The sequence below is a fragment of the Neobacillus sp. NRS-1170 genome, assembly GCF_050468025.1.
Map to the genome: position 1 here is coordinate 1 of NZ_JBITPF010000028.1, position 23,652 is coordinate 23,652.

General features: G+C 37.0%; 20 protein-coding genes and 2 pseudogenes. 17 read left to right on the top strand and 5 right to left on the bottom strand.

Features of this window, described 5'->3' with window-relative positions:
- The first annotated feature begins 270 nt into the window (after positions 1 to 270).
- From lepB to ACIFOT_RS13160, 9 genes and pseudogenes are all read left to right on the top strand, one after another.
- A complete protein-coding gene (lepB, locus tag ACIFOT_RS13120; protein WP_430065132.1) occupies positions 271 to 816 on the top strand; it encodes a signal peptidase I in 546 nt (181 codons plus the stop codon).
- Positions 817 to 1,190: 374 nt separating this feature from the next.
- Entirely contained in the window at positions 1,191 to 2,528 is a 1,338-nt protein-coding gene (locus ACIFOT_RS13125; RefSeq protein ID WP_430065208.1) for an FAD-dependent oxidoreductase, read from the top strand.
- 477 nt (positions 2,529 to 3,005) lie between these two features.
- A pseudogene (locus tag ACIFOT_RS13130) lies at positions 3,006 to 3,241 on the top strand (transposase); the annotation flags it as partial.
- A gap of 675 nt (positions 3,242 to 3,916) precedes the next feature.
- On the top strand, positions 3,917 to 5,362 hold the full coding sequence (locus ACIFOT_RS13135) for a S8 family serine peptidase (protein WP_430065134.1): 1,446 nt from the start codon (positions 3,917 to 3,919) through the stop codon (positions 5,360 to 5,362).
- Between the two features lie 779 nt (positions 5,363 to 6,141).
- The gene (locus tag ACIFOT_RS13140; RefSeq protein ID WP_430065136.1) at positions 6,142 to 6,372 is read left to right on the top strand and encodes a hypothetical protein; all 231 of its coding nucleotides are present in this window, start codon (positions 6,142 to 6,144) and stop codon (positions 6,370 to 6,372) included.
- Positions 6,373 to 6,375: 3 nt separating this feature from the next.
- Entirely contained in the window at positions 6,376 to 6,582 is a 207-nt protein-coding gene (locus ACIFOT_RS13145) for a hypothetical protein (RefSeq protein WP_430065138.1), read from the top strand.
- Positions 6,583 to 6,788: 206 nt separating this feature from the next.
- Positions 6,789 to 7,034: a hypothetical protein gene (locus ACIFOT_RS13150; RefSeq protein ID WP_430065140.1), complete on the top strand. Its 246-nt coding sequence runs from the start codon at positions 6,789 to 6,791 to the stop codon at positions 7,032 to 7,034.
- A 350-nt stretch (positions 7,035 to 7,384) separates the two neighbouring features.
- Complete coding sequence (locus ACIFOT_RS13155) at positions 7,385 to 7,972, top strand: hypothetical protein (protein ID WP_430065142.1); 588 nt, start codon at positions 7,385 to 7,387, stop codon at positions 7,970 to 7,972.
- Between the two features lie 69 nt (positions 7,973 to 8,041).
- The gene (locus tag ACIFOT_RS13160) at positions 8,042 to 8,605 is read left to right on the top strand and encodes a hypothetical protein (RefSeq protein ID WP_430065144.1); all 564 of its coding nucleotides are present in this window, start codon (positions 8,042 to 8,044) and stop codon (positions 8,603 to 8,605) included.
- Positions 8,606 to 8,649: 44 nt separating this feature from the next.
- On the opposite strand, the gene ACIFOT_RS13165 is transcribed toward ACIFOT_RS13160, so the two are convergent.
- The gene (locus ACIFOT_RS13165; RefSeq protein WP_377914324.1) at positions 8,650 to 9,879 is read right to left on the bottom strand and encodes a benzoate/H(+) symporter BenE family transporter; all 1,230 of its coding nucleotides are present in this window, start codon (positions 9,877 to 9,879) and stop codon (positions 8,650 to 8,652) included.
- 95 nt (positions 9,880 to 9,974) lie between these two features.
- Here ACIFOT_RS13165 and ACIFOT_RS13170 point away from each other — a divergent pair, with 95 nt between their 5' ends.
- Positions 9,975 to 10,547: a helix-turn-helix domain-containing protein gene (locus tag ACIFOT_RS13170; protein ID WP_430065210.1), complete on the top strand. Its 573-nt coding sequence runs from the start codon at positions 9,975 to 9,977 to the stop codon at positions 10,545 to 10,547.
- Positions 10,548 to 10,750: 203 nt separating this feature from the next.
- Here ACIFOT_RS13170 and ACIFOT_RS13175 read toward each other — a convergent pair whose 3' ends face one another.
- Positions 10,751 to 10,981 (bottom strand): hypothetical protein, encoded by a 231-nt coding sequence (locus tag ACIFOT_RS13175; protein ID WP_430065146.1) that lies wholly within the window; start codon positions 10,979 to 10,981, stop codon positions 10,751 to 10,753.
- 546 nt (positions 10,982 to 11,527) lie between these two features.
- Positions 11,528 to 11,728: pseudogene (locus ACIFOT_RS13180) on the bottom strand (tyrosine-type recombinase/integrase); the annotation flags it as partial.
- Between the two features lie 824 nt (positions 11,729 to 12,552).
- On the opposite strand from ACIFOT_RS13180, the gene ACIFOT_RS13185 reads away from it, so the two are divergent.
- Positions 12,553 to 13,845 carry a Glu/Leu/Phe/Val family dehydrogenase gene (locus tag ACIFOT_RS13185; RefSeq protein ID WP_430065147.1) on the top strand — a complete coding sequence of 431 codons (1,293 nt, stop codon included), beginning with the start codon at positions 12,553 to 12,555 and terminating at the stop codon, positions 13,843 to 13,845.
- A gap of 269 nt (positions 13,846 to 14,114) precedes the next feature.
- Complete coding sequence (locus tag ACIFOT_RS13190; protein ID WP_430065149.1) at positions 14,115 to 14,273, top strand: hypothetical protein; 159 nt, start codon at positions 14,115 to 14,117, stop codon at positions 14,271 to 14,273.
- Between the two features lie 133 nt (positions 14,274 to 14,406).
- On the opposite strand, the gene ACIFOT_RS13195 is transcribed toward ACIFOT_RS13190, so the two are convergent.
- Positions 14,407 to 15,840 (bottom strand): alanine/glycine:cation symporter family protein, encoded by a 1,434-nt coding sequence (locus tag ACIFOT_RS13195; RefSeq protein ID WP_430065151.1) that lies wholly within the window; start codon positions 15,838 to 15,840, stop codon positions 14,407 to 14,409.
- A 110-nt stretch (positions 15,841 to 15,950) separates the two neighbouring features.
- Positions 15,951 to 16,931, bottom strand: a complete 981-nt coding sequence (locus ACIFOT_RS13200) for a glutaminase (protein WP_430065212.1) — start codon at positions 16,929 to 16,931, stop codon at positions 15,951 to 15,953.
- Between the two features lie 364 nt (positions 16,932 to 17,295).
- Here ACIFOT_RS13200 and ACIFOT_RS13205 point away from each other — a divergent pair, with 364 nt between their 5' ends.
- The 5 genes from ACIFOT_RS13205 (at position 17,296) to ACIFOT_RS13225 (ending at position 23,644) form a co-directional block, all read left to right on the top strand.
- A complete protein-coding gene (locus ACIFOT_RS13205; protein WP_430065214.1) occupies positions 17,296 to 18,549 on the top strand; it encodes an ATP-binding protein in 1,254 nt (417 codons plus the stop codon).
- Between the two features lie 10 nt (positions 18,550 to 18,559).
- On the top strand, positions 18,560 to 19,507 hold the full coding sequence (locus ACIFOT_RS13210; RefSeq protein WP_430065153.1) for a response regulator: 948 nt from the start codon (positions 18,560 to 18,562) through the stop codon (positions 19,505 to 19,507).
- A gap of 566 nt (positions 19,508 to 20,073) precedes the next feature.
- Positions 20,074 to 20,886: a tyrosine-type recombinase/integrase gene (locus ACIFOT_RS13215; RefSeq protein WP_430065155.1), complete on the top strand. Its 813-nt coding sequence runs from the start codon at positions 20,074 to 20,076 to the stop codon at positions 20,884 to 20,886.
- Between the two features lie 983 nt (positions 20,887 to 21,869).
- The gene (locus ACIFOT_RS13220; protein WP_289982168.1) at positions 21,870 to 23,417 is read left to right on the top strand and encodes a sodium:solute symporter family protein; all 1,548 of its coding nucleotides are present in this window, start codon (positions 21,870 to 21,872) and stop codon (positions 23,415 to 23,417) included.
- Entirely contained in the window at positions 23,414 to 23,644 is a 231-nt protein-coding gene (locus ACIFOT_RS13225; RefSeq protein ID WP_335714976.1) for a hypothetical protein, read from the top strand. The genes ACIFOT_RS13220 and ACIFOT_RS13225 overlap by 4 nt, the downstream gene beginning before the upstream one ends.
- Positions 23,645 to 23,652: the final 8 nt, after the last annotated feature.

A 23,652-nucleotide genomic window follows, 5' to 3' on the forward strand; every position in this document is an offset into this window, starting at 1 on the left:
CCTGGAATGGGTATGGGTGGTTTCCCTGGAATGGGTATGGGTGGTTTTCCTGGATTTGTATAGACAATTTCATCAGAATGGATATACCATACAATTTCCAATACATTGTTAAAGTTAATGGTTATTTTGCGATCAACTGGAGCTGTCGATTAGGCAGCTTTTTCTTATGCTAGTAACGGGGCAGGATAGCTTAAGAAAAATAATATATACCCAAACAAATATGGTAAAATGAGGATATGAATTCAGATGAATATTAAGGGAGGATGAGAAATGACAAAGAAGAAAAATGAAACGTTTGAATGGGTTAAATCAATATTGGGTGCTCTTGTTATAGCATTTATTATTCGCTCTTTTTTCTTTACCCCCATTGTTGTTGACGGTGAATCAATGAACCCCACTCTCCAGGACAAGGACCGTATGGTTGTAACCAAAATTGGGGAACCGAAAAGATTTGATATTGTTGTGTTTCACGCCCCAGACGGTAGGGATTACATAAAACGTGTAATAGGACTCCCAGGTGACAGTATTGAGTATAAAAATGATGTTTTATATATAAATGGGAAGGCATACAACGAACCTTATTTAGAAAAATATAAGAAAAGACTTAATGATGGAACTTTAACATACTCTTTCACTTTAAAGGAGACCGCTGTAGGTAGTGATACTGTCCCTAAAGATAGTTTGTTTGTAATGGGAGATAACAGAAGGCAAAGCAAAGACAGCCGTGATATTGGAGTGATACCAATGGAAAAGGTAATAGGGACAACAAATGTTGTTTATTATCCAATAAAAGAAATTAAAATCGTAAATAACTAATTGCTGTTTATGCATATTGTTGGAGTGGTCTCTTCTTCAAAACCATCGGGTGCGTTGATCCAGGAAGGGTTAACCACCTTTTTTGTTGAATTCCTTATTTAACAAATGGGGCAGCATTCCTGCATTAAAGCTAAGATTGTGAAAAAATGCACTTAAGCTAATGGGTGCAAGAGTTGAAGAAGAGGTTTAAAACGGATCATCATTTAAGTGGGCATGTAATGCAAATTATTTTGCATAATTCAAAATAAGGTAACTATCTTTCTAATCAATAAGAACTAACAGCCTAAAATTTTATTCCAATATCTTCTATGCGGATAGTATACTATTTTTATTAAGTATTTAATATTGATAGGAGTTGCAATGATTTGTTGGGAATGGAAAAAGCTGTTATTATTGGCGCAGGTATATCTGGAAAATTGGCTGCACGTGTACTCTCTGATCATTTCCAGGAGGTAATTATTTTAGAACGTGATTCAGAAACACATGGACCTTATCCGAGAAAAGGTGCACCACAAGGTGAGCATATCCATGCACTACTTTTTGCAGGAGCTAATGGTCTCGAAGAGCTGTTTCCTGGTATTACTGAGAGGTTTAACGTAAGTGGAGCTGTTAAAATCAATTCCACCCAAGACATTGCATGGTTTCACCATGGGGTTTGGAAACTCCGTTATGAAGGAGACTACACAACGATTCTTCAAACACGCCCGCATCTAGAATGGCATATCGAACAATATATAAAAAGTATCCCAAACGTATCAATCCAGTACATCCAAAACGTTCAAAACTTTTTATATAATGAAATAGAAAATCGGATTACTGGAGTCGAAATAATCAATGGCAGCGACTCCATAAGAACCATAAATGCGGACCTGATTGTAGATGCAAGCGGAGTAAGAAGTCTTTCCTCAAGATGGCTAAACAAACGAGATGTACATATTCCAGAGGAGAAAGTTAAAATTGACTTAAGTTATTATACAAAAACTCTTCAACTCCCTGACAACCAAAACAGGGACTGGTCTATTAAACTCGTATATCCAACCCCACCCTTTGAAAAAATCGGCGGAGGCATTTCGAAGGTAGAGGGAAATCGTTATTTAGTCACGTTTATGGGATATCATAACGAAATAAACGAAAAAGAAATACTGAAAAGTGACAACGGCTTTATCGAAATAGCTAAAAAATTGCCAAGACTGGACATCTATCAAGAACTAAAGGATGCCACTGCATTATCCAGCACCTCTACCTTCCGTGTACCAAATATCACTTGGAGAAGATTTGATAAGGTGAATAATATTCCAAACGGTCTTTTGATGATTGGGGATACGATATGCCGAATCGATCCTTTTTTTGGGCAAGGTATGAGTATTGCAATCTTAGAAGCGCTAGAATTAAAAAAATTGCTTGTGAACCAAAAGCACACAAATCAAAAAATGATTGAAACTTTTCATCAACAGGCTGTGAAAATCATTTCCCCTATTTGGAATATGGTAATTACAGAAGATTTTCGTTATCCGGACACTATTGGGAAAAAGCCCGCAGGTCTTTCTATTCAGCAATGGTATGCGAAAAAGATTTTTCTTTTATCATCTGAAAATAAAGAGATCTATAACTCTTTTATTAAGGTGATGCACCTTCTTCGCCCGACTACCACCCTGATGCATCCAAGAATTATAAAAAGTGTGCTGAAGAGGACATTTACAAATAATCGTTAGTATTTTCTCTCTAGTAATATGATTGATAAGGATGATTTTTAGATAAAAAGCTGCAGTTCAATTGTCTGTAGCTTTTTTTTACCAATAATGGTTTTTCCCGTTAAGAGCCTCACGATTTCCATATTTGATTGAAATTCTAAGTATGTTTATTTACTTCATGCGTTTGTATTGGTCGGGAATGAAAATAGTTTGTCAAAAGATAAATTGTGAAATTCTAGACTTAAACTATAGGGTGCAAGAGTTGAAGTTCCAGCTGCCATTTTTGGCGGCTTTCTTCTTGTGCTAACGGGGCAGATTAGTTTAAGTACATTTCTTCACAAAGTTATAAAAGCCGTTCATTCTAAAACAAATAACGCATTGAATCAATAGACTCGATGCCTTTGTTTTACAATTAATTATGACATTCGTCTTCAACAGGTTCTAACCAATCGATTTTCTCCTTGTATAAGTGCTAAGTGTACGAACCAACTGTCTTCTGTCGCCATCGCTGGTATTGATTTGAGTGGCTACTCATCTGGAAAATTGACAGCCACCACGAATCGGATAACTAAGCGAGGAACTAGTAGGCTACAGCATAGCTAATCTTAGCTGCTTTATATGGAATATGAAGTTCTAGAAATAAAAAGCTTAGAGAGTTTTTTGACAAGAAACGACTAGAAGGAAAACCTTCAAAATTTGCGATGGTGGCTTGTATTAACAAACTTCTCCACTGAATTTAGGCTATATTGAAAAGAAAAGAGAACTTCCTTGATATAGTTTAGAAAATATTTTTACCACATAAGGAAAAAACCTCCCACAAGGTATCTGGATGGTTATTGAGTATGCCTTAAAACTGTATGCATATAAAAATTTAATGTTTTATAGAAAGAAATTGACAACCTATTAGCTGGTTTAGTTTAACAAGCGCTTGGCTGCACCGTATTGAATTTCACAGTTAATAAAACAAGCCAATAAGAAGTCCCTGATATCTCATAAGAAAATAGTAGGGACTTCACTCTATTTATTATGGCTTCGATTCAACCATTTCTTCGTGGGCTTTTATTTCTAAATAAAATTTCGGTTTTTTTGGCGGCAATAATTCGAGAAACCGTTCTAATGGCATTTGGCAAGCTTCATATTTTTAATCACAAAACATATATAATAGTATTTTATCCTGTTTACATAAAACGTTAAGAAGCCTGGTAAATCAGTGGGTTATTAATTAAAGTGTCTTTAAAATTTTAAAAAATCGGGAGGAAGCACTTGGAGTACGACTATTTAGTTTGTCAACAACCAATTCAGACTGAATATTTTAAATATTTTCGTTGAATTTTTTATATGAATTTAATTAATTTTCCGATAAAATCAATCTTACCGATATTATAATTCATCTCTAGGAGGGGTAAAGATTGAAAAAGAAAGTTGCCATGTTATCAGTATGTTCAGCACTCACATTCTCTTTGTTTACGGGGCTCAATACAGACAAAGCAAGAGCTTCTGAGGAAACGACTCGTTATTTAATTGCTTACAAAGGAAATCTTCCATCTAATTTCTCAGAAACTGTAACTAAGGCAGGTGGTAAAGTAGAACGCGTTATTAAAGAAATTGGAATTTTAGAAGCGGCTTCTTCTGATCCAGCGTTTCTATCTTCTATAAAACAAGATACTAATGTACAAGCTGCGGAGAAAGAATTAGAAGTATATTTAGAAGATGATCCGAATCCGGCAGACGGAATGCCGATCACGACGATCCCACAACCGGATTGGAACAATCCAAATCAAAACTATCATGAGTACCAATGGGACGTGAAACGCGTTACAAATGATTTTAAATCATTTGATATTAATAAAGGAAATCATGATACAGTAGTTGGAATTATCGATACAGGGTTGGACTTTAACCACCCAGACCTAAAAGAAAATGCTGATTTAGCCGGAAGTAAAACATTCGTTCCAGGAACAAAGGATGCGTGGGACCAAAACGGTCATGGTACACACGTTGCTGGTTCCATTGCAGGGAATGGTAAGGTGTTCGGGGTGGGGCCAAACCTGAAGGTACGTTCCTACCGTGTATTCGGAGCAACTGGTGGTGCAGAGGAATCTTGGATTACAGACGCAATCGTAGCAGCTGCTAATGATGGTGTAGCTGTTATCAACATGAGTCTTGGCGGATGGCGTTGGATAGCAAATAACTTGGATGAAAAAGGTGAATCTGCATCTATGGTTGCGTACCACCGTGCCTTGCAGTACGCAACGAAAAAGGGTGTGACGGTTGTAGTGTCTGCAGGAAACGACTCTCGCGACTTGAATAGTTTGCAGGATATGCAGTCCTACTGGGCGAAATACGGTCTAGATATTAAAGGTCCTTCTCGTGTAGCACCTGCGCAAATTCCTGGTGTTGTAACCGTTTCTTCATCAAACAAATGGTCAAATGATTCGATTGCGTTCTATTCAAACTACGGAAGCGTGATTGATGTAGCGGGACCTGGCGGAGATAACGGTCCAGTGTATGACGCGTTATTTCGTGAAAATCCTACCTTATACCGTGATTTTCCAACAGCGGAGATATTGAGTAAGCGTGATTTCATGTATCGTACACTTTCTACTTGGCCGACTTACTTAGCTCCAAACGTAACGTCTAACTTGAGAGGGTATGCGCTCTTACATGGTACTTCCATGGCGGCTCCTAAGGTTGCCGGTATTGCAGGTGTCATTAAAGCAGCGCATCCTGAGTATACACCTGCACAAGTGCAAGCATCTCTTCGTCAAACGGCTGTGGACTTAGGAAAACCAGGACAAGATCCATTGTTCGGTTCTGGTGAAGCAAACATTTATAACGCACTAACAAGCAAATAATCTTTCATAGAAAAATACTGAAAAAATAAGTTTGCAGTAAATAAAGACTGCTTAAAATAGATCCCTTCTCGAGTACGATACAAAGAGAAGGGATTTGTTTGTCTAAACAAAGAAAATAAGAAAAAAACAAGAAGCTTATGGCCTCTTGTTCAGAGTGACGAGAAACCCAAAGGGTTTCTCGTTTCTTAAAAGAATGTTTATGGAACTTTTATCGTGTTCAATGTCATCACTAATTGTATCACTGTATTTTGTCCGCAAGTTTGTCCGCAAAATTTTTAGATATTAATTAAAAAAGTTTTATTAAGAACCTTATAAATAACCATTTGAGTAGCTTTTTTATTATTATTTTTTACTATTTAAATTCAAGTTGAATGGGCGGCATGATGTAAACATTCTGCATTAACATCTGTATTTCTTAGGGTTAATTTCCATTGCCTTTTTGCTAAATCATTTTTATCCAATTATCGTCCATAAAAAATATTTCCCTGTAATAATAAAATCTTTATGGATCTTTGCTCTTTTATTGTTAATTTCGAGGTCATTCATTATGACCTATGTGACCTCAAAAATTTATTAAACACATGTGTCCTATTATTAAATAAGTCTCCTTACTGGCTGTCTGACCGTGCAAATAAAATGCGCCTGTCCACTTAATATTTTTCCTTGAAACTTCCCCCAAAACCTCCCCCAACAAATTGGAGGATAATACATTATTCTACAAAGCAAACAAAAATAAAAATCCTAGAAGTTGAGTAATATCAACTCTTTCGTAAGCAGGGATGGCAAATGGTATTCGAGACAGCATTCCACCTGATAAGGTTGTGGACCTTGATTTATCCAACGAGAAGTTTTTGCCACCGCTGGATCTAACTGGAGTGATGGCTAAGTTAGGCAGAAAAGGTGCTGATCTCTTTGCTAATGAGCTAATACAGTTTATGGCCATCGATGACATGGGGCAGAGCCGTAAAGTCCTCAGGACCTTTGCTAAAGCTTGCAAGGGCTCACTTTAACTCATGCAGCAGTTACTGGAGGACGAAGTATTACGGGTGCAAAGAGTGGAAGAATTACGACAGGAAGGGCAGCACAGGTTAGCTGATGAACTTGATAAATATACGACTGTTATCGAGACTGAGGTTAAGACAAATGCCAAAGGGAAATATCCAGCAAGGATAAAGTGGTCCGTGACGGTCAAAAGGCACTGGCCGGGAAGGCAAGTGTGATATTAAACCGATTGGATGCCTTCCTGGGAGACGAAACGCTTTTCTCTATTTTTGCTCAGCCTCCTAAGCAAGAAATGTCATTTGAAAATTAGATGTGAGAAGGGAAAACCATTATTATCCGAGTACCTGATTGTATTTTATCCCATGTAGCCGTTAAGACCTTAGTACATTGGATTACCCTCGATGTCCTTATGGCGCGACTATTAATGACGATTGAAGACCAAGATAACGGAGCCTTTATCGTCTTCAACGAACCTCAAACCTATTTAAAAGATAATCTTGGCTTAGCTGAATTGATGGCAAGGATTGCTGTCCAGGAAAGGAAAGAGCGCTTAGGATCCATCTTTGCCTGCCATCATATCGGCCAGAAAAAAGAAATTGCTGACGATTTGGTCAGCGGCGGGGTGCATTGGTTTTTATTTAAAAATGATAACAAGAAAACCTTTGAGTGAAGGAGTTCAAGTCAGCTTTTGTCGTTAAATCAGCCATGAGAACGGAGAAGTTTCATGCTATTAATATCTTAAATTTTGTCGGGGAACGCGAGCCGACATTTCTGGTGAAGATGCTGCCCAAGTTATGATAGATACCAAGTTTATGATAATTCATATTTAACCAAAAGGCATGCCTGTTTGTACGGACGTGGTGAAGACGGATTTTTTGTTTGAATCTTGAGGGTTATTTACATTCCAGAAAGTCATTCTGGACTCCACAGCGTGCCTAGACGAGCTTTATTTGTCTTAGCGATAGGAACCTGTTAGAATCTTAATTGACAGAATATTTAAAACAATAGGGGGAGTAGCATTTGAAAAACATATTGACTATTGGACTTATCATTGTTTCAATCTTTTTTCTTGCTGTTGGGATTTATGAAGGAATTAAAAATCAAAAATTGACAGCATCTCTAGAGGAAAAGGAAAAAACCATTGCAGAGGAAAAGAAAGAAATAAAACAAGCAAAGAAAGAAACACAAGCCAAGACAGAAGAATTGACCAAATTTGTAACACAACAAAAAATTAAAGATGAACAGCGAAAACAACAACATGAAGATGACACGATGGGTGACTTGCTTTGGAAAATGGTTGACGATGCAAAAGTTGAAGTGACAAAAACAGATTCGACCTATAAAAAAACATATACAATGAAAAATACTAGTGGGAAAAAAATATCGAGTTTTTCTCTTTATTATGATGTGTTTGATAAAAACGGAGCGAAAATTGCTAAATCACTAGTCCAGTTATATAACGAACCCATTGCATTTAATGAAACTTTTACAATGACCATTGATGTCAGTCTAATTGGTGGTCGAGAGATTCAATTAATGTATTTAGATTGGACTTATCCTGACAGCGATGACTCTGTTGTTGGAGATGACGGAGATATTAAAAATTAAAGACAGCAGTCCCCACTCGGGACTGTTTTTTTTTATTGTCATGCCGTTCCCTACATTAGGGGACAAGAAATGAAGCGTAGAAGGACGATTAAAGGGGATTTTTTGAAACGTTTACCTTCCTGTCAGGGGAAGGTTTTTTGCTCAAAGTTTGATAATAAGGTAAGGCTATATACCAGACACAAAAATGAGGTTACAAACAAGTTTCCAGAACTTTTAAATATAGATATTCCGGACGGAACGGTGTTAGATGGAGAAATTATAGTTACTGCTCCAGACGGAAAACCGGATTTTGAAGGTATGATGAGCCGGTTCCAATCAAAGAGAAACAATATAGAAAATGACATTTTAAGTTACGTCGTATTTGACGTAATCAAATATAAGGGGAAGTCTGTTACCATGTTGCCATTAATGGATAGGAAGCAGCTGCAGGATGAAATTATTACTCAGGATACTAGTTTGGTAGCTAAAGTTAAATATATAGAAGGTCATGGTTCTGCGTACTTCGACTTGGTCCGGCAGCAAGGGCTAGAGGAAAGCGGGGCTGATGAAATTATGGCGATTACCCAGGTGTATGATCACCAAGCCCGCCTTCGTTCTCATGAAATTTTGGCAGATATAACAAAAGGGGAATAATGGTAAATGGCTTGGAGGAAACTCCAAGCCATTTTTTGTGACTATTAAACCGATTGAGTTGTTTGATCCTGTGAAGCAGAAGGTTTTAAATCTGTTCGATCTAAGAAGAAGGAAGCTAAGGTTCCTCCAACCAATCCCCAAAAAGGTGCCCCGATATGAAAGAGAGAAATTCCAGAAATCGTAATCAAAAATGAAAATAAAGCACCTGTTTTAAAACGCCCTGAAAAGCTCGTCTTCAAAGAGTCAATCAGGACATTAATCATGGCCAGCCCGCCCAGCATTTTAATTAATGAGGAGGGAATCAAATGGGGAACGGCTGCCGCCATTGGTGCAAAAACAGCTAATAAACATGACAAAATTCCTAATACGATTGCAGCGGCATAACGATTTTCTTTCAATCCAGATTCTTTACTTGCTAATAAGGCAGTCATTGGACCGGCAATACAAGCAGAATGGCCGCCCATAAATCCATTGAGAATCGATCCAATCCCGCTCCAACTCGTCATAGAATTAATGGGCGGGAGATAATTCGCACTCTCCAGAACAGCAATTCCTTGAGCATTTTGTATTGCGATGACCGTAAGCACTAACGGAATAACCAGTTCTCCCATCACAGATAGATTAAAGGAAGGAAAGACCACGTGCGGTACCGCCAAAGAAAATGATACACCATGAACTTGAATTCCTGGTAATACTTTTAATAAAACAATAGATGTGAGAATAGCCCCAACAATGGGGGGGAATTTTTTTGACAGCTTTCCGAAAAAAGAAAGAACAAGAAATACTAGAAAAGGAATTCCATTTAACAAGGGATTGTCGAGAACAGAACGAAACATATCTGTACCAAAAGGAAGAAGGACGCCGGAAACCATTCCCATCATGACTGGCATAGGAAGGACCTTCATTAATTTATCGATCATTCCAGATATTCCTAAAAGAAAAATGACGATGCCTGTCACGAGATAGGCACCAACTACCTGGCTAAATGTGTAATGAGATAAGGATGCTCCGACAAGAATTGCACCAGGAATTGAAAAAGCATATCCAATCGGCTGGCGGTAATAAAAGGAGAGACCAATCGATAGCAATCCCCCAATTCCATAAATAGCAAAGATCCAGGATGTAATCGCTGAATCAGATAGGTGGCCTTTCGAAGCTGCTTGTAAAACAATCAGTAATGGTCCAGTTGCGCCGAATAGCCAGGCCACAAAACCATTTGAAATATTTCCAATCGATAATAATCGGGGAAATTCAACAATATTCTTCTTCCACAAAGTACTCACTCCTAAAACAAGCTACAGTATAGTATAATATATTAAAACTGATAAAATGTATATAAAAATATACAAAAAATATGGAGGACCGAATGATGGGATTAGAAGATGATCAAACAAGAAAATTAATTCAACAAATGGGCGGGCTGCTTCGGAAAATTAGAAGCGAACAAAAATTGAGCCTCGAGGAGCTTGCCGAAAAAACAGGTGTTAGCAAGCTCACGTTAGGAAAGATTGAAAGGGGAGAAACGAATCCCACATTAGGAGTTGTATGGAAAATTACAGAAGGGTTATCGATCCCTTTAACAAGAATTTTAGTAATGGACGATCATGTCGATCTTTCGAGATGTGGAGAGGGCTTTATGATTTATGGGCCAGACCAAACATGGAGAGTAGAGACAGTTTTTCGGAATACAGATGGACCAACAATGGAAATATATCGAGCATTTCTTGGACTGCAAGCCATGTACTCGCCGGAGCCGCATCATAAAGGAGCAATGGAATTTGTGACGGTAATGAGGGGAAATATCAGCTTTAAAGTAGAGGAGAGGGTATACCAACTCAAACAGTTTGATTCCATTAAGTTTGAAGCTGCGAGCAAACATCTTTATAAGAATATCGGTGATGAAGAGGCCGTGTTACATGTAGTGGTGAGATATCCTTCTTAACACTTCAAAGATTAAATTTTCCATAAAAACCCAAGTGAGTAAAGTAACTAGACTCTTGCAAATTTTTATTGAAGCCCCAAAAAAGGCATGCGTATGAAAACCTTTGCATTACAGGCGTCTACCAATTTTTTGCTAGTATACCAGCCGTCCATTAGGACATAAACCTGTTCCTCACGGTTGTCGGGGGAATCCCTGAATTAATTCTAACGCCAGGTCGTTCTTGCTTTTAAAGACCAGTGATGTTCCTCGCAATACTCCTGTCTGAAATAAGGACGGAAATCATATGCGAAGAAATACCCATCAGCTACAACATGGGCCGTCACGAGGCAGTGTGACCATACACATTTCCCTTCGGTGTGGGAGAATTGAAAGTCTAAAGCTTCCATTTTCTTCGTTGATTGATCCTTTTGGCAGCCGGAATCATCAATAATCAAGAAAATGATGGGCCTGCAGTTTCCCTGCTTTTTTTGGGTGCGCCGGATGGTAGCCATCACGATTGTTTTTAAAGTTTATAACATAGATATTACATTGATAAAAGTCACGTGAATTTTTTGTGTGGTATTAAAAATAAATGAAGTAGTGGCTCTGTAAATTATGCAGGGCCTTTTATTATGGATTTTATTAAGATCTTTTTTTGATGCGATATGGAAGAATATTAGGTGCTTTTGGTGCCATGCTTGGTGCCCAAATTTTTAAAATTAGAAATCACAAGGAAACATCAAAAAGAAAGAAACCTTGATTTATCAGTACTTTAGGCTACAACAAGGTACTAGAAAAACAGATGCTAGCAAACTTCAAAACTGCCTGAGACCTGCGTGCCAGGTCTGGTGGGTTCGTTTCCCACGCAGTCCCGCCAACCTAGATATATAAGGGTTTTTGAGGATTTTTAATGAAGTTAATAAGGGGAATTTTTAGTATAGTTAAGTATAATAGTAATGTCCTTGGTCACCAATTGGTCACAAAGTCACTTTTTTATTAATTTATTTTAGAAGCTGCTCAAATTGGTGGGCGGCTTCTTTTTGCATGTTGGGTAAAACGTGCATATAGGTATCCATAGTGAATCCTATTGTTGAATGACCCAGCCTTTCAGAAACCACTTTTGGATGTACTCCTTGCTGTAATAATAAAGTAGCATGGGTATGTCTCAAATCATGGAATCTTATATAAGGTAAGCCGCACTAGTCGACCATCTTTCGGTAGTTCCTAGCCATTTCGGTTGGTTGAATAGGTTTTTCCACTTTTTTGAGCAAAAACTAAATCTAATTATAATTCCACTTAACAGAACGTTTAATTAATTTGTTTTTGGAGTACAGAAATAATTGAACTATTCTTTTCATATAACGGGCTTTTTAACTACATTTTATATAAAAACAGCAGAAAGCTGCTGTTTTTTTGTTTTGTAGTGTTTAAAAAGGTATACCATTATTAACATATTTCTATACTTATTTACTTGAACTTATATTGTCAGTAAAGTCTTAAAAATATTTTTTAAAACGGTTATTAAACGATAAATACCTTTATAAACCCCCTGTAAGTTGAAAACTACTTGAGACCTGCGTGCCAGATCTAGTGGGGTTGATTCCCACACGTCCCGCCAACTAAACGGAACAACGCAACCTCTTCAAACTATATGTTTAAGATTCCGTAAAAATAGGCAACCGGTTTTAGGACAAAAGTATTTATTTAAATCGAAATTAAAGGGAGTCTTTTTTAAAAAAAAGTCATCTTATTTTTGTATTTTTCCGTATCATTATGTAGTTCCTATTATAAAGTAAAGCTACGTTTTTAATAAAGAAAATGTGAAAGCGTTTAATATTTTGGATTATAGTGAAGAGTTAACGTGAGTAGACCAGGTGAAAACAAGGCTTCAAATACTTTTTTGTTCATTTCATTTTTAGAATTCAGGAGGTGGGATTTCCCAAATTTCATACTTCAGCATGAAAGAATTCTAATAGATGATTGGGTTCAAATTAACCATTTTATAGACTAAGAGGTGCAAAGAAAAATGACAGTACTTGTTAATAGTGAACAAATCCAAAAGCCAGGTGAAAAGCAAAGTGAAACAATAGATTTATTAAGTTCAACTCAGTTGATCATAAAAGAGGCGGTTCAAAAATTAGGGTATACCGATGATGTATATGAGCTGCTAAAAGAACCACTTAGAACGATCACGGTACGTATCCCAGTACGAATGGATGACGGGTCTATTAAAATATTTACCGGTTACCGCTCACAACATAATGATGCAGTAGGTCCGACAAAAGGTGGAGTGCGTTTTCATCCTGAAGTCAATGAGGCTGAGGTAAAAGCGTTATCGATTTGGATGAGTCTAAAGTGCGGGATTGCAAATCTCCCTTACGGCGGTGGAAAAGGTGGTATTATTTGTGACCCGCGAACCATGTCGTTTAGGGAACTGGAGAGATTAAGTCGAGGATATGTTCGTGCAATCAGCCAAATTGTCGGCCCGACAAAAGACATTCCGGCACCCGATGTGTATACAAATTCTCAAATCATGGCGTGGATGATGGATGAGTACAGTCGTCTTCGTGAATTTGATTCTCCTGGTTTTATTACGGGTAAGCCGGTTGTATTAGGGGGATCACTAGGTCGTGAAACAGCAACAGCTCGCGGCGTAACAATTTGTATTGAAGAAGCTGTAAAGAAAAGAAACATTGAATTGCAAGGTGCACGAATCGTCATTCAAGGCTTTGGAAATGCAGGAAGCTTTTTGGCTAAATTCATGCATGACGCCGGAGCAAAGGTGATTGGTATTTCAGATGCATATGGTGCTCTATATGATCCAGAAGGACTTGATATTGATTATTTACTTGAACGACGCGATAGTTACGGTACAATAACAAATTTATTTACTAATGTCATTACGAATCAAGAATTGCTTGAAAAAGAATGTGACATTCTTGTACCAGCTGCCATTTCAAACCAAATTACAGCAGAAAATGCTGGTCGTATTAAAGCAGCGATTGTGGTGGAGGCAGCCAATGGACCAACATCCCTTGAAGCGACAAAAATTTTGGATGAAAGAGGAGTCCTCCTTGTACCCGACATACTGGCAAGTACAGGTGGTGTCACCGTTTCTTACTTTGAATGGGTTCAAAACAATCAAGGATATTATTGGTCAGAGGATGAGGTTGCTGAAAAACTGAGAAACGTAATGGTCGCTTCCTTTGAAGAAATTTATCAAACATCACAGACCCGTAAAGTTGATATGCGTTTAGCAGCGTATATGGTTGGAATAAGAAAACCGGCTGAAGGTTCGCGTTACCGGGGCTGGATATAATGCGAAAAGGTTTATAGAAACATAGAATATCGTGCACGAAAACTTACTCGATTGATTAAAAGAAAATATGAAAACGATTAATCATATAGAAAGAAAAATAAAGAACTAGCCTCTTTTTTAACTAACATCCTAGCCCTTGAATTAACATAAAAGTGTAATCTTCTGTATGATTGTGTAGGTCCTATTATAAATTAAAGCTACAGTATTAGAAGTTATCTATCAGTCAATGAAAAAGAGGAACAGTAATCTTTTATTGGAGGAATTTTTAAATGTGGATCATCACTCTCTATTCAAACGGAAATACGTCAATGTTCGAATTTACTACAGAAAAAGAGGCAAGGGAAGCTTTCAAGAATATGAAAGGATGCAAGATTCTTTCCGAGATTATTTATTTTAATGATCCTTGTTTTGCTTCAGCTGCTGTTTAAGAACCTTATCATGATACTAGAAAATCCACTACTTAAATGTCAAAGTAGTGGATTTGTTTTAGATAAATACGTAGGATTCTATCAGAAAAAATCTAAAGATATTCAGACCATAATGTGTTTAAACGTCTTATGATTATATGGCCTTTTCCTTTTCTAAGGTTGAACCAACTTGAGAGAGTTCCCAACATTCAATGTTCTCATGATTCTTAATCGTATCTTTATAAAATACCGGATCTTTACCATCCTTTTTCTGTTTCATGTAATCGTTTAATGCACTAAATGCCACTTTTGATAATAGAAGAATGGCAATTAGGTTTACAATCACCATGAAGCCCATAAATAAATCTGCTAAATCCCATACAAGTTGAATCTTTGCAACTGAACCGAATATAATCATGGCGAATACACTAATTCGGTAGAGCATCAACCATACTTTACTTGTATGTAAAAAGCGAATGTTTGTTTCCCCGTAATAATAGTTACCAATTAACGCACCGAATCCGAATAGTAAAATAAAGATGGCAAGACAGCCGGATGCCCATGATCCGATATGTTCACTTAATGCTGCTTGTGTAAGTGCAATACCATTTAGCCCTGGTTGTTTGTAAGCATCAGAAAGTAAAATAATAAATGCTGTGCTTGTACAGATAATCAGTGTATCAGTTAATACGCCAAAAGCTTGAATAAGTCCTTGTTTGACCGGATGACTTGTTGTTGCTGTTGCGGCAACGTTTGGCGCACTTCCCATACCAGCTTCATTCGAGAATAAGCCGCGTTTAACTCCATTCATCAGAGCAGCTCCAAGTGAACCACCTGCCATTTGTTCAAAGCCAAACGCGTTTTTCACAATTAGAGTAAGAATTTCCGGAACTTTTGTTATGTTTGCAGCTATGACGAACAATGCAATACCAAGGTATAACACAGCTAAAAGCATAACCTTGTATTCAGCCAGTTTTGCAATACTCTTCACACCGCCAAAGATGATCGCAGCGAAAACTAGTGCCATGATAATCCCTACAGTTAAACGATCTGTACCAAATGCATTTTCAAAAGCAAATGTAACGGTATTTGATTGGACAGAATTGAATACAAGACCAAAAGAAAGCGTAATTAAAATGGAGAATAATACTCCCATCCAACGTTTGTTTAATCCTTTTTCCATATAATAGGATGGGCCGCCGCGGAACCCGTGTTTATCTTTTACTTTATATACTTGTGCTAACGTACTTTCAATAAAGCTGGAAGCTGAGCTAATAATCGAAATAATCCACATCCAAAATACCGCTCCAGGACCGCCTAAGGCAATCGCAATGGCAATTCCTGTAATATTACCTGTTCCAACCCGTGCTGCCATTCCAACACAGAATGCTTGAAATGGGGAAATGCTTTCTTTAGAACCAGCTCTCCCTTCCATTAAAACACGGACCATTTCTTTCAACATTCGAAATTGTACAAATTTCGATTTAAATGTGAAATAAAGACCGAATATAACTAGCATAATAATCAATAACTTTGACCATAGAAAATCATTTGAAAAGCTAATAATGGCATGTAGTAATTGTTGCATGTTCATCACTCCAGTAAAAGTTTAGTAGTTTGATATCAAAATATAAAGATCTAGCGACTTAGAGTCTTCCTTTTATTACTTGGCAGAAGCAAAGTTTCTGCATATGCTTATTAGAAAATACTTAGATCCCATTCTTGTGCTAAATGTTTCAATAGCATAACCCCTGTTAGGCTATTCCCATATTCATCAATAGCTGGTCCATATATACCAATACCGCATCCATCTTGAAAAGGCAGTTCACTTCTGACGTTTGGAGGAACTAGTGCCATAATGCCCCCAGATACACCACTTTTTGCTGGCAACCCGACAAATGCCGCAAATTTACCCGAAGCATTGTACATTCCGCAAGTAAGCATTAAGGCTTTGGCTAATTTAGCTACATTTTTGGGCAGGACTTGTTCTTGCCGAATAGGATGATATCCATCATGTGCAAGAATCAGTCCAATCAAGGCTATGTCTTCTGTGGTTACTTCTATCGAACATTGTTTCATGTAAACCTCTAAAGCTGCCTCTACATCCGATTCTAAATAATCCGTTTCCTTTAAATAATAAGCTAAAGCTCTATTTCGGTAAGATGTTTTCCACTCTGATTGATACACTTCCTTATTAATTGCCGGGCGTTTGCCTATCAATTTTTCGATTAATTTATAAAGAACTTCTAATTTTTGGTGTGAAGTTTCTCCTGGCAGGAGTGAAGCTATGGTAATCGCTCCAGCATTAATCATTGGGTTAAACGGCTTTCCCGTCTTATGCATTTCTAAACGAATAATGGAATTAAAGGCATCCCCAGTTGGTTCTACATCAACTTTCTCTAAAACATAAGAAATTCCATAGCTCAAGCATGCGGCTATAAAACTAAGCACTTTTGATATACTTTGCAATGTGAAAGAAACTTCATAATCCCCTGACTTTATTGCTGTTCCATCCGGGTTTATGATGCAAATGCCTAAATGCGATACGTTTTTCGTTCTTAAAGCAGGAATATAATTGGCGGTTTTCCCTTTAGTAGCATAGGATCTATAATGTGCAACCCATTCATCTAAGAAAGCACTCCTTTGGCTATAAAGCTTATCGTTTTGGTCTTTAATCATCCCTTCAACCATATCCTTTCACCTCTCTTATTTTTTTGAATGAAAACTTCCTGCCTTTAATACCTTCTACAGAACTGGTATAAAGACATAAAAATGGAATACTTTTAAGCGCTTTCAGAATATTTCCATAAAAACGTATCTTTAATTTATGATTGGAACTATATAATCTGACGGAAAACTACAAAAAAACTAAAATATATATTTCAAAAATAAGATGAGTCCAATTAGTAAGAGATTTCTAATAATTCATTTTAGCGTTGTATTGAGGTCGATGAGACTGTATACTGATTTCAAATAAAACTAGGGAGGTGGCTCCTTGAACCTAAGTACTATAGTTAAAAAAGACGTGTATATTCTTGTTCTAATGGTAATAACCGTTCCACTGGCAGGTGAAATAAAGTTTTATCCATTAAATGAAACATTTCGAGTAAGCTTAGGTGCCCCGGCATTTTTCTTTTTTTTGTTACTGCTGCAGAAAACACCAGCAGTTTTACCGGGTTTTTTAACAGGAACAGCGGTTGTTCATTTTCGCATTCTTTTAGACCTTATTGAGCAGGAGAATTTTGACTGGACATCCTCCTTCCAAGCCCAATATCCCAGTTTTTTCTATTATTTCACTTATTCTTTGCTCTTTTTTTTAGTGAAAACCAACCGCTTTCAAAATAGACCCTTAATGATCGGATTTATTGGCCTTTTAATCGAAATTTTGTCCGACATGGTTGAACTAATGATTCAATATTTCGTATTAGAAACAACGATAACCTTCACGAAACTAAGTGAGATCATCATGATCGCGTTCACCCACAGTTTTATTGTTCTCAGCTTTTTCAATATGATGAAACTGTATGAAGTACAGAAGAGGGAAAGACAAATTAGAAAACAAAATGAACACATGTTCATGCTTATTTCCAATTTATATGAGGAAAAGGTTTATTTAAAAAAAACATTAAAAAATATAGAGAATATAACAAAGGAATCTTATCATTTATATCGCAATTTAAAAGAACAGGAACAACGACATCAAGTATTAAACCAGCAGTTTAGTCAAAAGTTATTACGTATTGCGGGTGAAATTCATGAAGTTAAAAAAGATAATCAACGCATTTTTGCAGGGCTCTCAAAATTAATTACGAATGAGAGTTTTCAAGACTATATGAATGCTGCTGAATTAATTCAACTAATTATACAAATCAATGAAAAATATGCCGACTCATTAGGAAAAGAGATTAAATTTTTATATTCCGTGGAAGGGAACCATCCCAATTATCATGTTTATACAGTGTTATCTCTTATCAATAATTTAGTAGCGAATGCAGTGGAAGCAATTATAGAAAAGGGAAGCGTTCGTTTAAGTCTGCGTGAGCTTAGTGATACTGTTGTATTTCAAGTTGCTGATACTGGACCTGGCATCCCTGAAAAATATGAGGATGCTATCTTTCAGCCTGGATTTACTTCGAAGTATGATCATTTAGGAACACCTTCAACAGGGATTGGACTTTCATATGTAAAAGAAGTAGTGAAAGACCTTGGAGGAGAGATCCTATTCCAGAATAATCATAGCAACGGCGTTGTTTTTTCGATCGAGTTACCAATTATTAATTTGATACAGAAAGGATAAGGGTGGTTCCATGCGGTTTTTTATAACGGATGATGATAGTGCTATACGTTCAATCTTAAACCAAATAATTGAAGACGAAGATCTGGGAGAAGTGGTGGAGGAAGCGGAAGATGGCTGCCTATTAGAAGGACACATTTTGAATTTAAAACAAATTGATATTTTATTTATTGATTTATTAATGCCAATCCGCGATGGTATTGAAACAATTCGTCATATAAAAGATGAGTTTTCTGGAAAAGTTATCATGATTTCACAAGTTGAATCAAAAGAACTAATTGGTGAAGCTTTCTCTCTCGGGATCGATTATTATATTAGCAAACCAATTAATCGGATTGAAGTATTAACAGTTATTAGAAAAGTAATGGAACGGATCAATTTAGAAAGATCGATTAATGTTATCCAAACCTCCTTAAATAGTTTATTAAATTTGAATCAGCCAAAAGTGGACAAATCCAATATTTTAAATGAAAAAAGAATTCTAGAGGTCGGGGAATTTCTGTTGGCTGAATTAGGGATCGTAGGAGAAAATGGGCATAAAGATTTACTAGAAATTCTTCAATATTTATTTAAGTATGAACTTACACATACTTTTGAACAACATTTTCCAACCCTTAAAGAGATATTTGTACAAATATCGAAAAAAAAACTTGGACTATCAGCTGCACAAGTTGATATTAATCGAGAGATAAAAGCTTCCGAACAACGCATTCGCAGGGCGATTACTCATTCGTTAAATCATTTTGCGTCTCTAGGTTTAACAGATTTTTCAAATCCAAAGTTTGAAAATTATGCTTCAAAATTTTTTGATTTTACCGTCGTCCACCAAAGGATCAAGGAATTGCAAAAAAATACAACCATTCCAGCAACTCAAACTCGAGTAAATACCAAAAAATTCATTCAAGTATTTTTTTATGAAGTGAAACGCCTGAATTCAGAGGAAATATTTAAGTATAGGTAGTTATTATTGGATAAAAAATGAAATTGTGTAAGATTAGTCCGAACAAAAACTCAATCATTTAATTAAACTGTTATAATCCTAAAAGTAAATCCATAATTGACAGGGTTGAGGTCACTGGTTAAATTATGAAAAAGCTACCTTTGGGTGAAAAATGGTAGATGAAGAGGTTTGAATAAACCTCCTCAATTACTTGTTTAATCCTTTAAATAATATAAGAAAACTGGTCACACCTTTGGTCACAGATTATATTTAAATAGATAAAACTAAATGATTTATGATATTTTAAAAAGTGTATTTATTCAAGACTTTACATCATTACATAAAACTGAATGGAACCAAAAAAGATATCTTGCCTCTAACTTCAAAACTGCCTGAGACCTGAGTCTGGTGGGTTCGATTCCCACGCAGTCCCGCCAAAAGTATTGATATATCAGCGTTTTTAATCATTTGGATAAATTTGGTTAGAAGAATTGTTTTACAATAAGACTGTGTAGGGTACTATCATATAGACTGTGGAGCCTCTATTGCTATGTTGGGAATTCCCAATGAGCGAAGGAGGTTTTTTTGTGGCTGAACAAACTAGGAGGAACGGAAGAAAGACGGTATCAAACCGATTATTCGTTGAAAATGAGAGTAAGACTTCGAAGGCAGGAAAATCATTAATTGCTCTTTTTGAGACGTTTTTGCGTGCGAAGGAGTTGGAGGGCTTGCGACCGCGGACATTAAAAGAGCACAGAGCGACATTTAAGTATTTTTTATCATTTTTAAAACAAAAGTATTCCCGTGTCGAATTTGCAGATGAAGTCACAACAGAATTGATTCGAGATTATGTCTTTTATATGAGAAAAGAAAAAAGACTTTGGGATGACCATACCAAAGCATCCTGTCAATATAAGACGGATAAAAAGGGGCTGTCACCTTTTACAGTAAACATTCGATTACGTACATTAAAATGCTTTTTTAAATTCTTAACGGATGAAGGATATATACAAGCGAATCCGGCAGCACGAGTAAAATTAATGAAAACGGAAGAATATACAATACAGGCATTTTCCAAACAACAAATCATCGATTTATTGAAACAACTAAACCAACGGACCTATGCTGGTTTCCGTGATTATGTGCTAATGTTGTTATTTTTAGATACTGGTATAAGATGTAATGAAGCATTAGGATTGAAAAAGAAAGACTTTGATTACGAACAAAAAATTATAAAAGTTCCTGCACCATTAGCAAAAAACGGACATGCCAGAATCCTCCCTTTATCCAAAAAAACGGCGAAGGCTTTAAATACTTTAATAAAAGAAAACAGTATATTTGAAAATAGTGATTTCATCTTTTTATCAAATTATGGAGATGAAATTGACCTAGTTGGGTAAGATCAAGAATAAAGCAATACGGAATAAAAGGAAATATAACAAATGTTCGAGTTTCTCCCCATACATTTCGCCATACTTTTGCAAAATTATTATTTTAAATGGAGGGGATGCATTTACGTTGCAACGTATTCTAGATCATTCGACAATGAATATGGTACGAAAATACGTTCAAATGAATGGTGAAGATATTAAATCTCAACATCATCAGTTTAGTCCGGTAAATCATCTCCTTTAAATTAAAGATGCCCGCGTGATGATTAATCATCACGCGGGCATTTTCATTTAAGAGTTTTTCCCCTACATCTTTCACCTAGGGATGGTATTTGAAGTTGTACATTAAAAAATCATAATTACTTGTTACCAATTTTCTTATAAAAGTTCTAGTTCAAATTAGTCAACTCGTACTAGTTTGCAAAATAAATAGAAGGAGAATATTGTTGGTGCTGTCTTTTCAACTCATCAGGTCTAAGCTTTCGGTAGTGTTTTAGAGACTCGTGTGAGGACCAATGAAGAACAGGTGTTTAAAGAATTTTTCGATTTGGAGGAACAAATAAAATGATAAGGATGTGCTCATTCTGTAAGGTAAACTCTACTAAATCTAATTATATCTGCATCACCACTTAGGTCATTGTAAAGCAGTTGCGGAGATAGTTTTAAAAGAAGAAGCACAAGCCTGAAAAGTTTTCTGTTTTTAATGTTTTTGTTTTTTTGAGTCAGGTCAGATTGTGAATAAATAAGTTTCGACTTTAGAATAACTAATATTTCGCTCAGTATAAGTGAACTGTTTGAGACTGATTCATAAGACTATTAGGTCGTTCTAGAATCCGATTAACCTCGAAAACCATGTCAGAAAATCTAACGTGATTGTAGATAGAAAGAGAAATTGTGTCTATATTTAAAACTGTTCTAGAATTTTCTGACAATAATACTGTGCGGTGAAACTTTCTAGAAATATTTGTAATATTAGGAAGTGGAGGGGTAGCATGTTAACACCAAGTGCAGGGTATCTTATTTTAATTATTTTTGGAGTTTTGTTTACGGGAGTAACGGCTGTTATTCACCGCATGGATTCCAAACGCAAAGGAAAAGAAATGACGGCGGAACAATTTAACACTGCTGGAAGAAGTGTAGGGGTTGGTTTGGCCAGCGCCTCAATCGTAGCGGCATGGACATGGGCTGCCACGATCATGATGTCATCCTCGACTGGTTATCAATATGGAATCAGCGGGCCATTTTGGTATGCGGCTGGTGCTACGATCCAAATCTTATTATTTGCGATCCTTGCTGTTCATTTAAAAAGAAAAGCACCAAACGCTCATACGTTTTTAGAGTTTATTTCACAGCGCTTTGATAAAAAAAATCACCGCTTAATGCTCGTATTTGCGCTGATGACGAATATTATCGTGACCTCGATGATCATTCTCGGCGGCGCGATCACGTTAAATCAGTTAACAGGAATGAATTTATATGTAGCAGCCTTTTTAATCCCTGTTACATTCACGATTTATACAATGATTGGCGGACTAAAAGCTTCATTTATTGCGGACTATTTGCACACGGTGATCTTATTTGTTGTTCTATTGATCTTTGGGGTTGCGGTCTATTATAAATTTGGCATCTCTAATATCTATGAGGGGCTGCGTGCCTTACCGGAATCCAAGCAAATGCTGACGATGGCATCTATTCCAGGGCTGTTGTTTGGGATTATTAATATTGTTGGGAATTTCGGAACCGTTTTTGTCGATCAAGCCTATTGGCAGCGGGCGATTGCTAGTACTGATAAAGCCGCTTCGAAAGCGTACATATACGGAGGGATCTCCTGGTTTTCGATTCCCTTTGCGGTAGCTACGATTTTGGGTGTTAGTGCGGCCGGTCTTGGAATTTCAGTTTCTTCTCCTGATTCTGTTGCACCGATTATGGCCTCACACATCCTTGGGTCGGTTGGATCTGTTCTGTTTTTGACCATGCTGTTTATGGCAGTTACGTCTGCGGGGTCTGCAGAATTGACAGCTGTTACGAATATTATCGTTACGGATATTTATCGTCATTCGATCAACCCACATGCCGGCAGTAAGAAACTATTGCGTGTTTCCCGTTTGGTTACATTAGGGTTTGGATTATCGATGGGAATCTTTTCAATCCTACTATTCTATTTAGGTATCAGTCTTGGCTTTGTTTATATGGCAATGGGGATTTTTGTTAGTGCAGCCGTTATACCGGTCACACTTGGGCTCGTTTGGAAACGGGCCACAAATGCAGGAGCCTTTTACGGTGCATTGTTGGGGATGATTGGCGGCGTAACAGTTTGGCTTATTTCTGCTTATGTAACAGCAGGGCATGTGAACGTTGAATCGCTGGGTGGGCTCTACCCGATGCTGTTTGGTAATCTGGCGGTATTTGTCATTAGTGGAGTGATTTCGATTGGGCATGCACTCATCTCTTCTGAGGAATTTCATTTTGAGTCGTTAAAAGACAAGTTTAAGAGTTTTGATGAAAGTAATAGTATGGCAAGAAAGGAGAACTTGGGATGAATGATTTGGAGTTAAAAAAACAGACGAAGCTGTACACTCGTTGGGCATTGGGGTTAAGTTTAGTACTTGTCGTCATTTGGCCGGGAATTATGTTTTCGACAGGGTATATCTATAGTCTCTCCTTTTTCACGGGCTGGGTTTATCTAGCATTTGGCTGGCTGGTGTTTGCCGCTCTTTTTATCACCATTCGGCCATTTATTGAGCTGTATAAGGAATACAAGCGATAAAGGGAAAT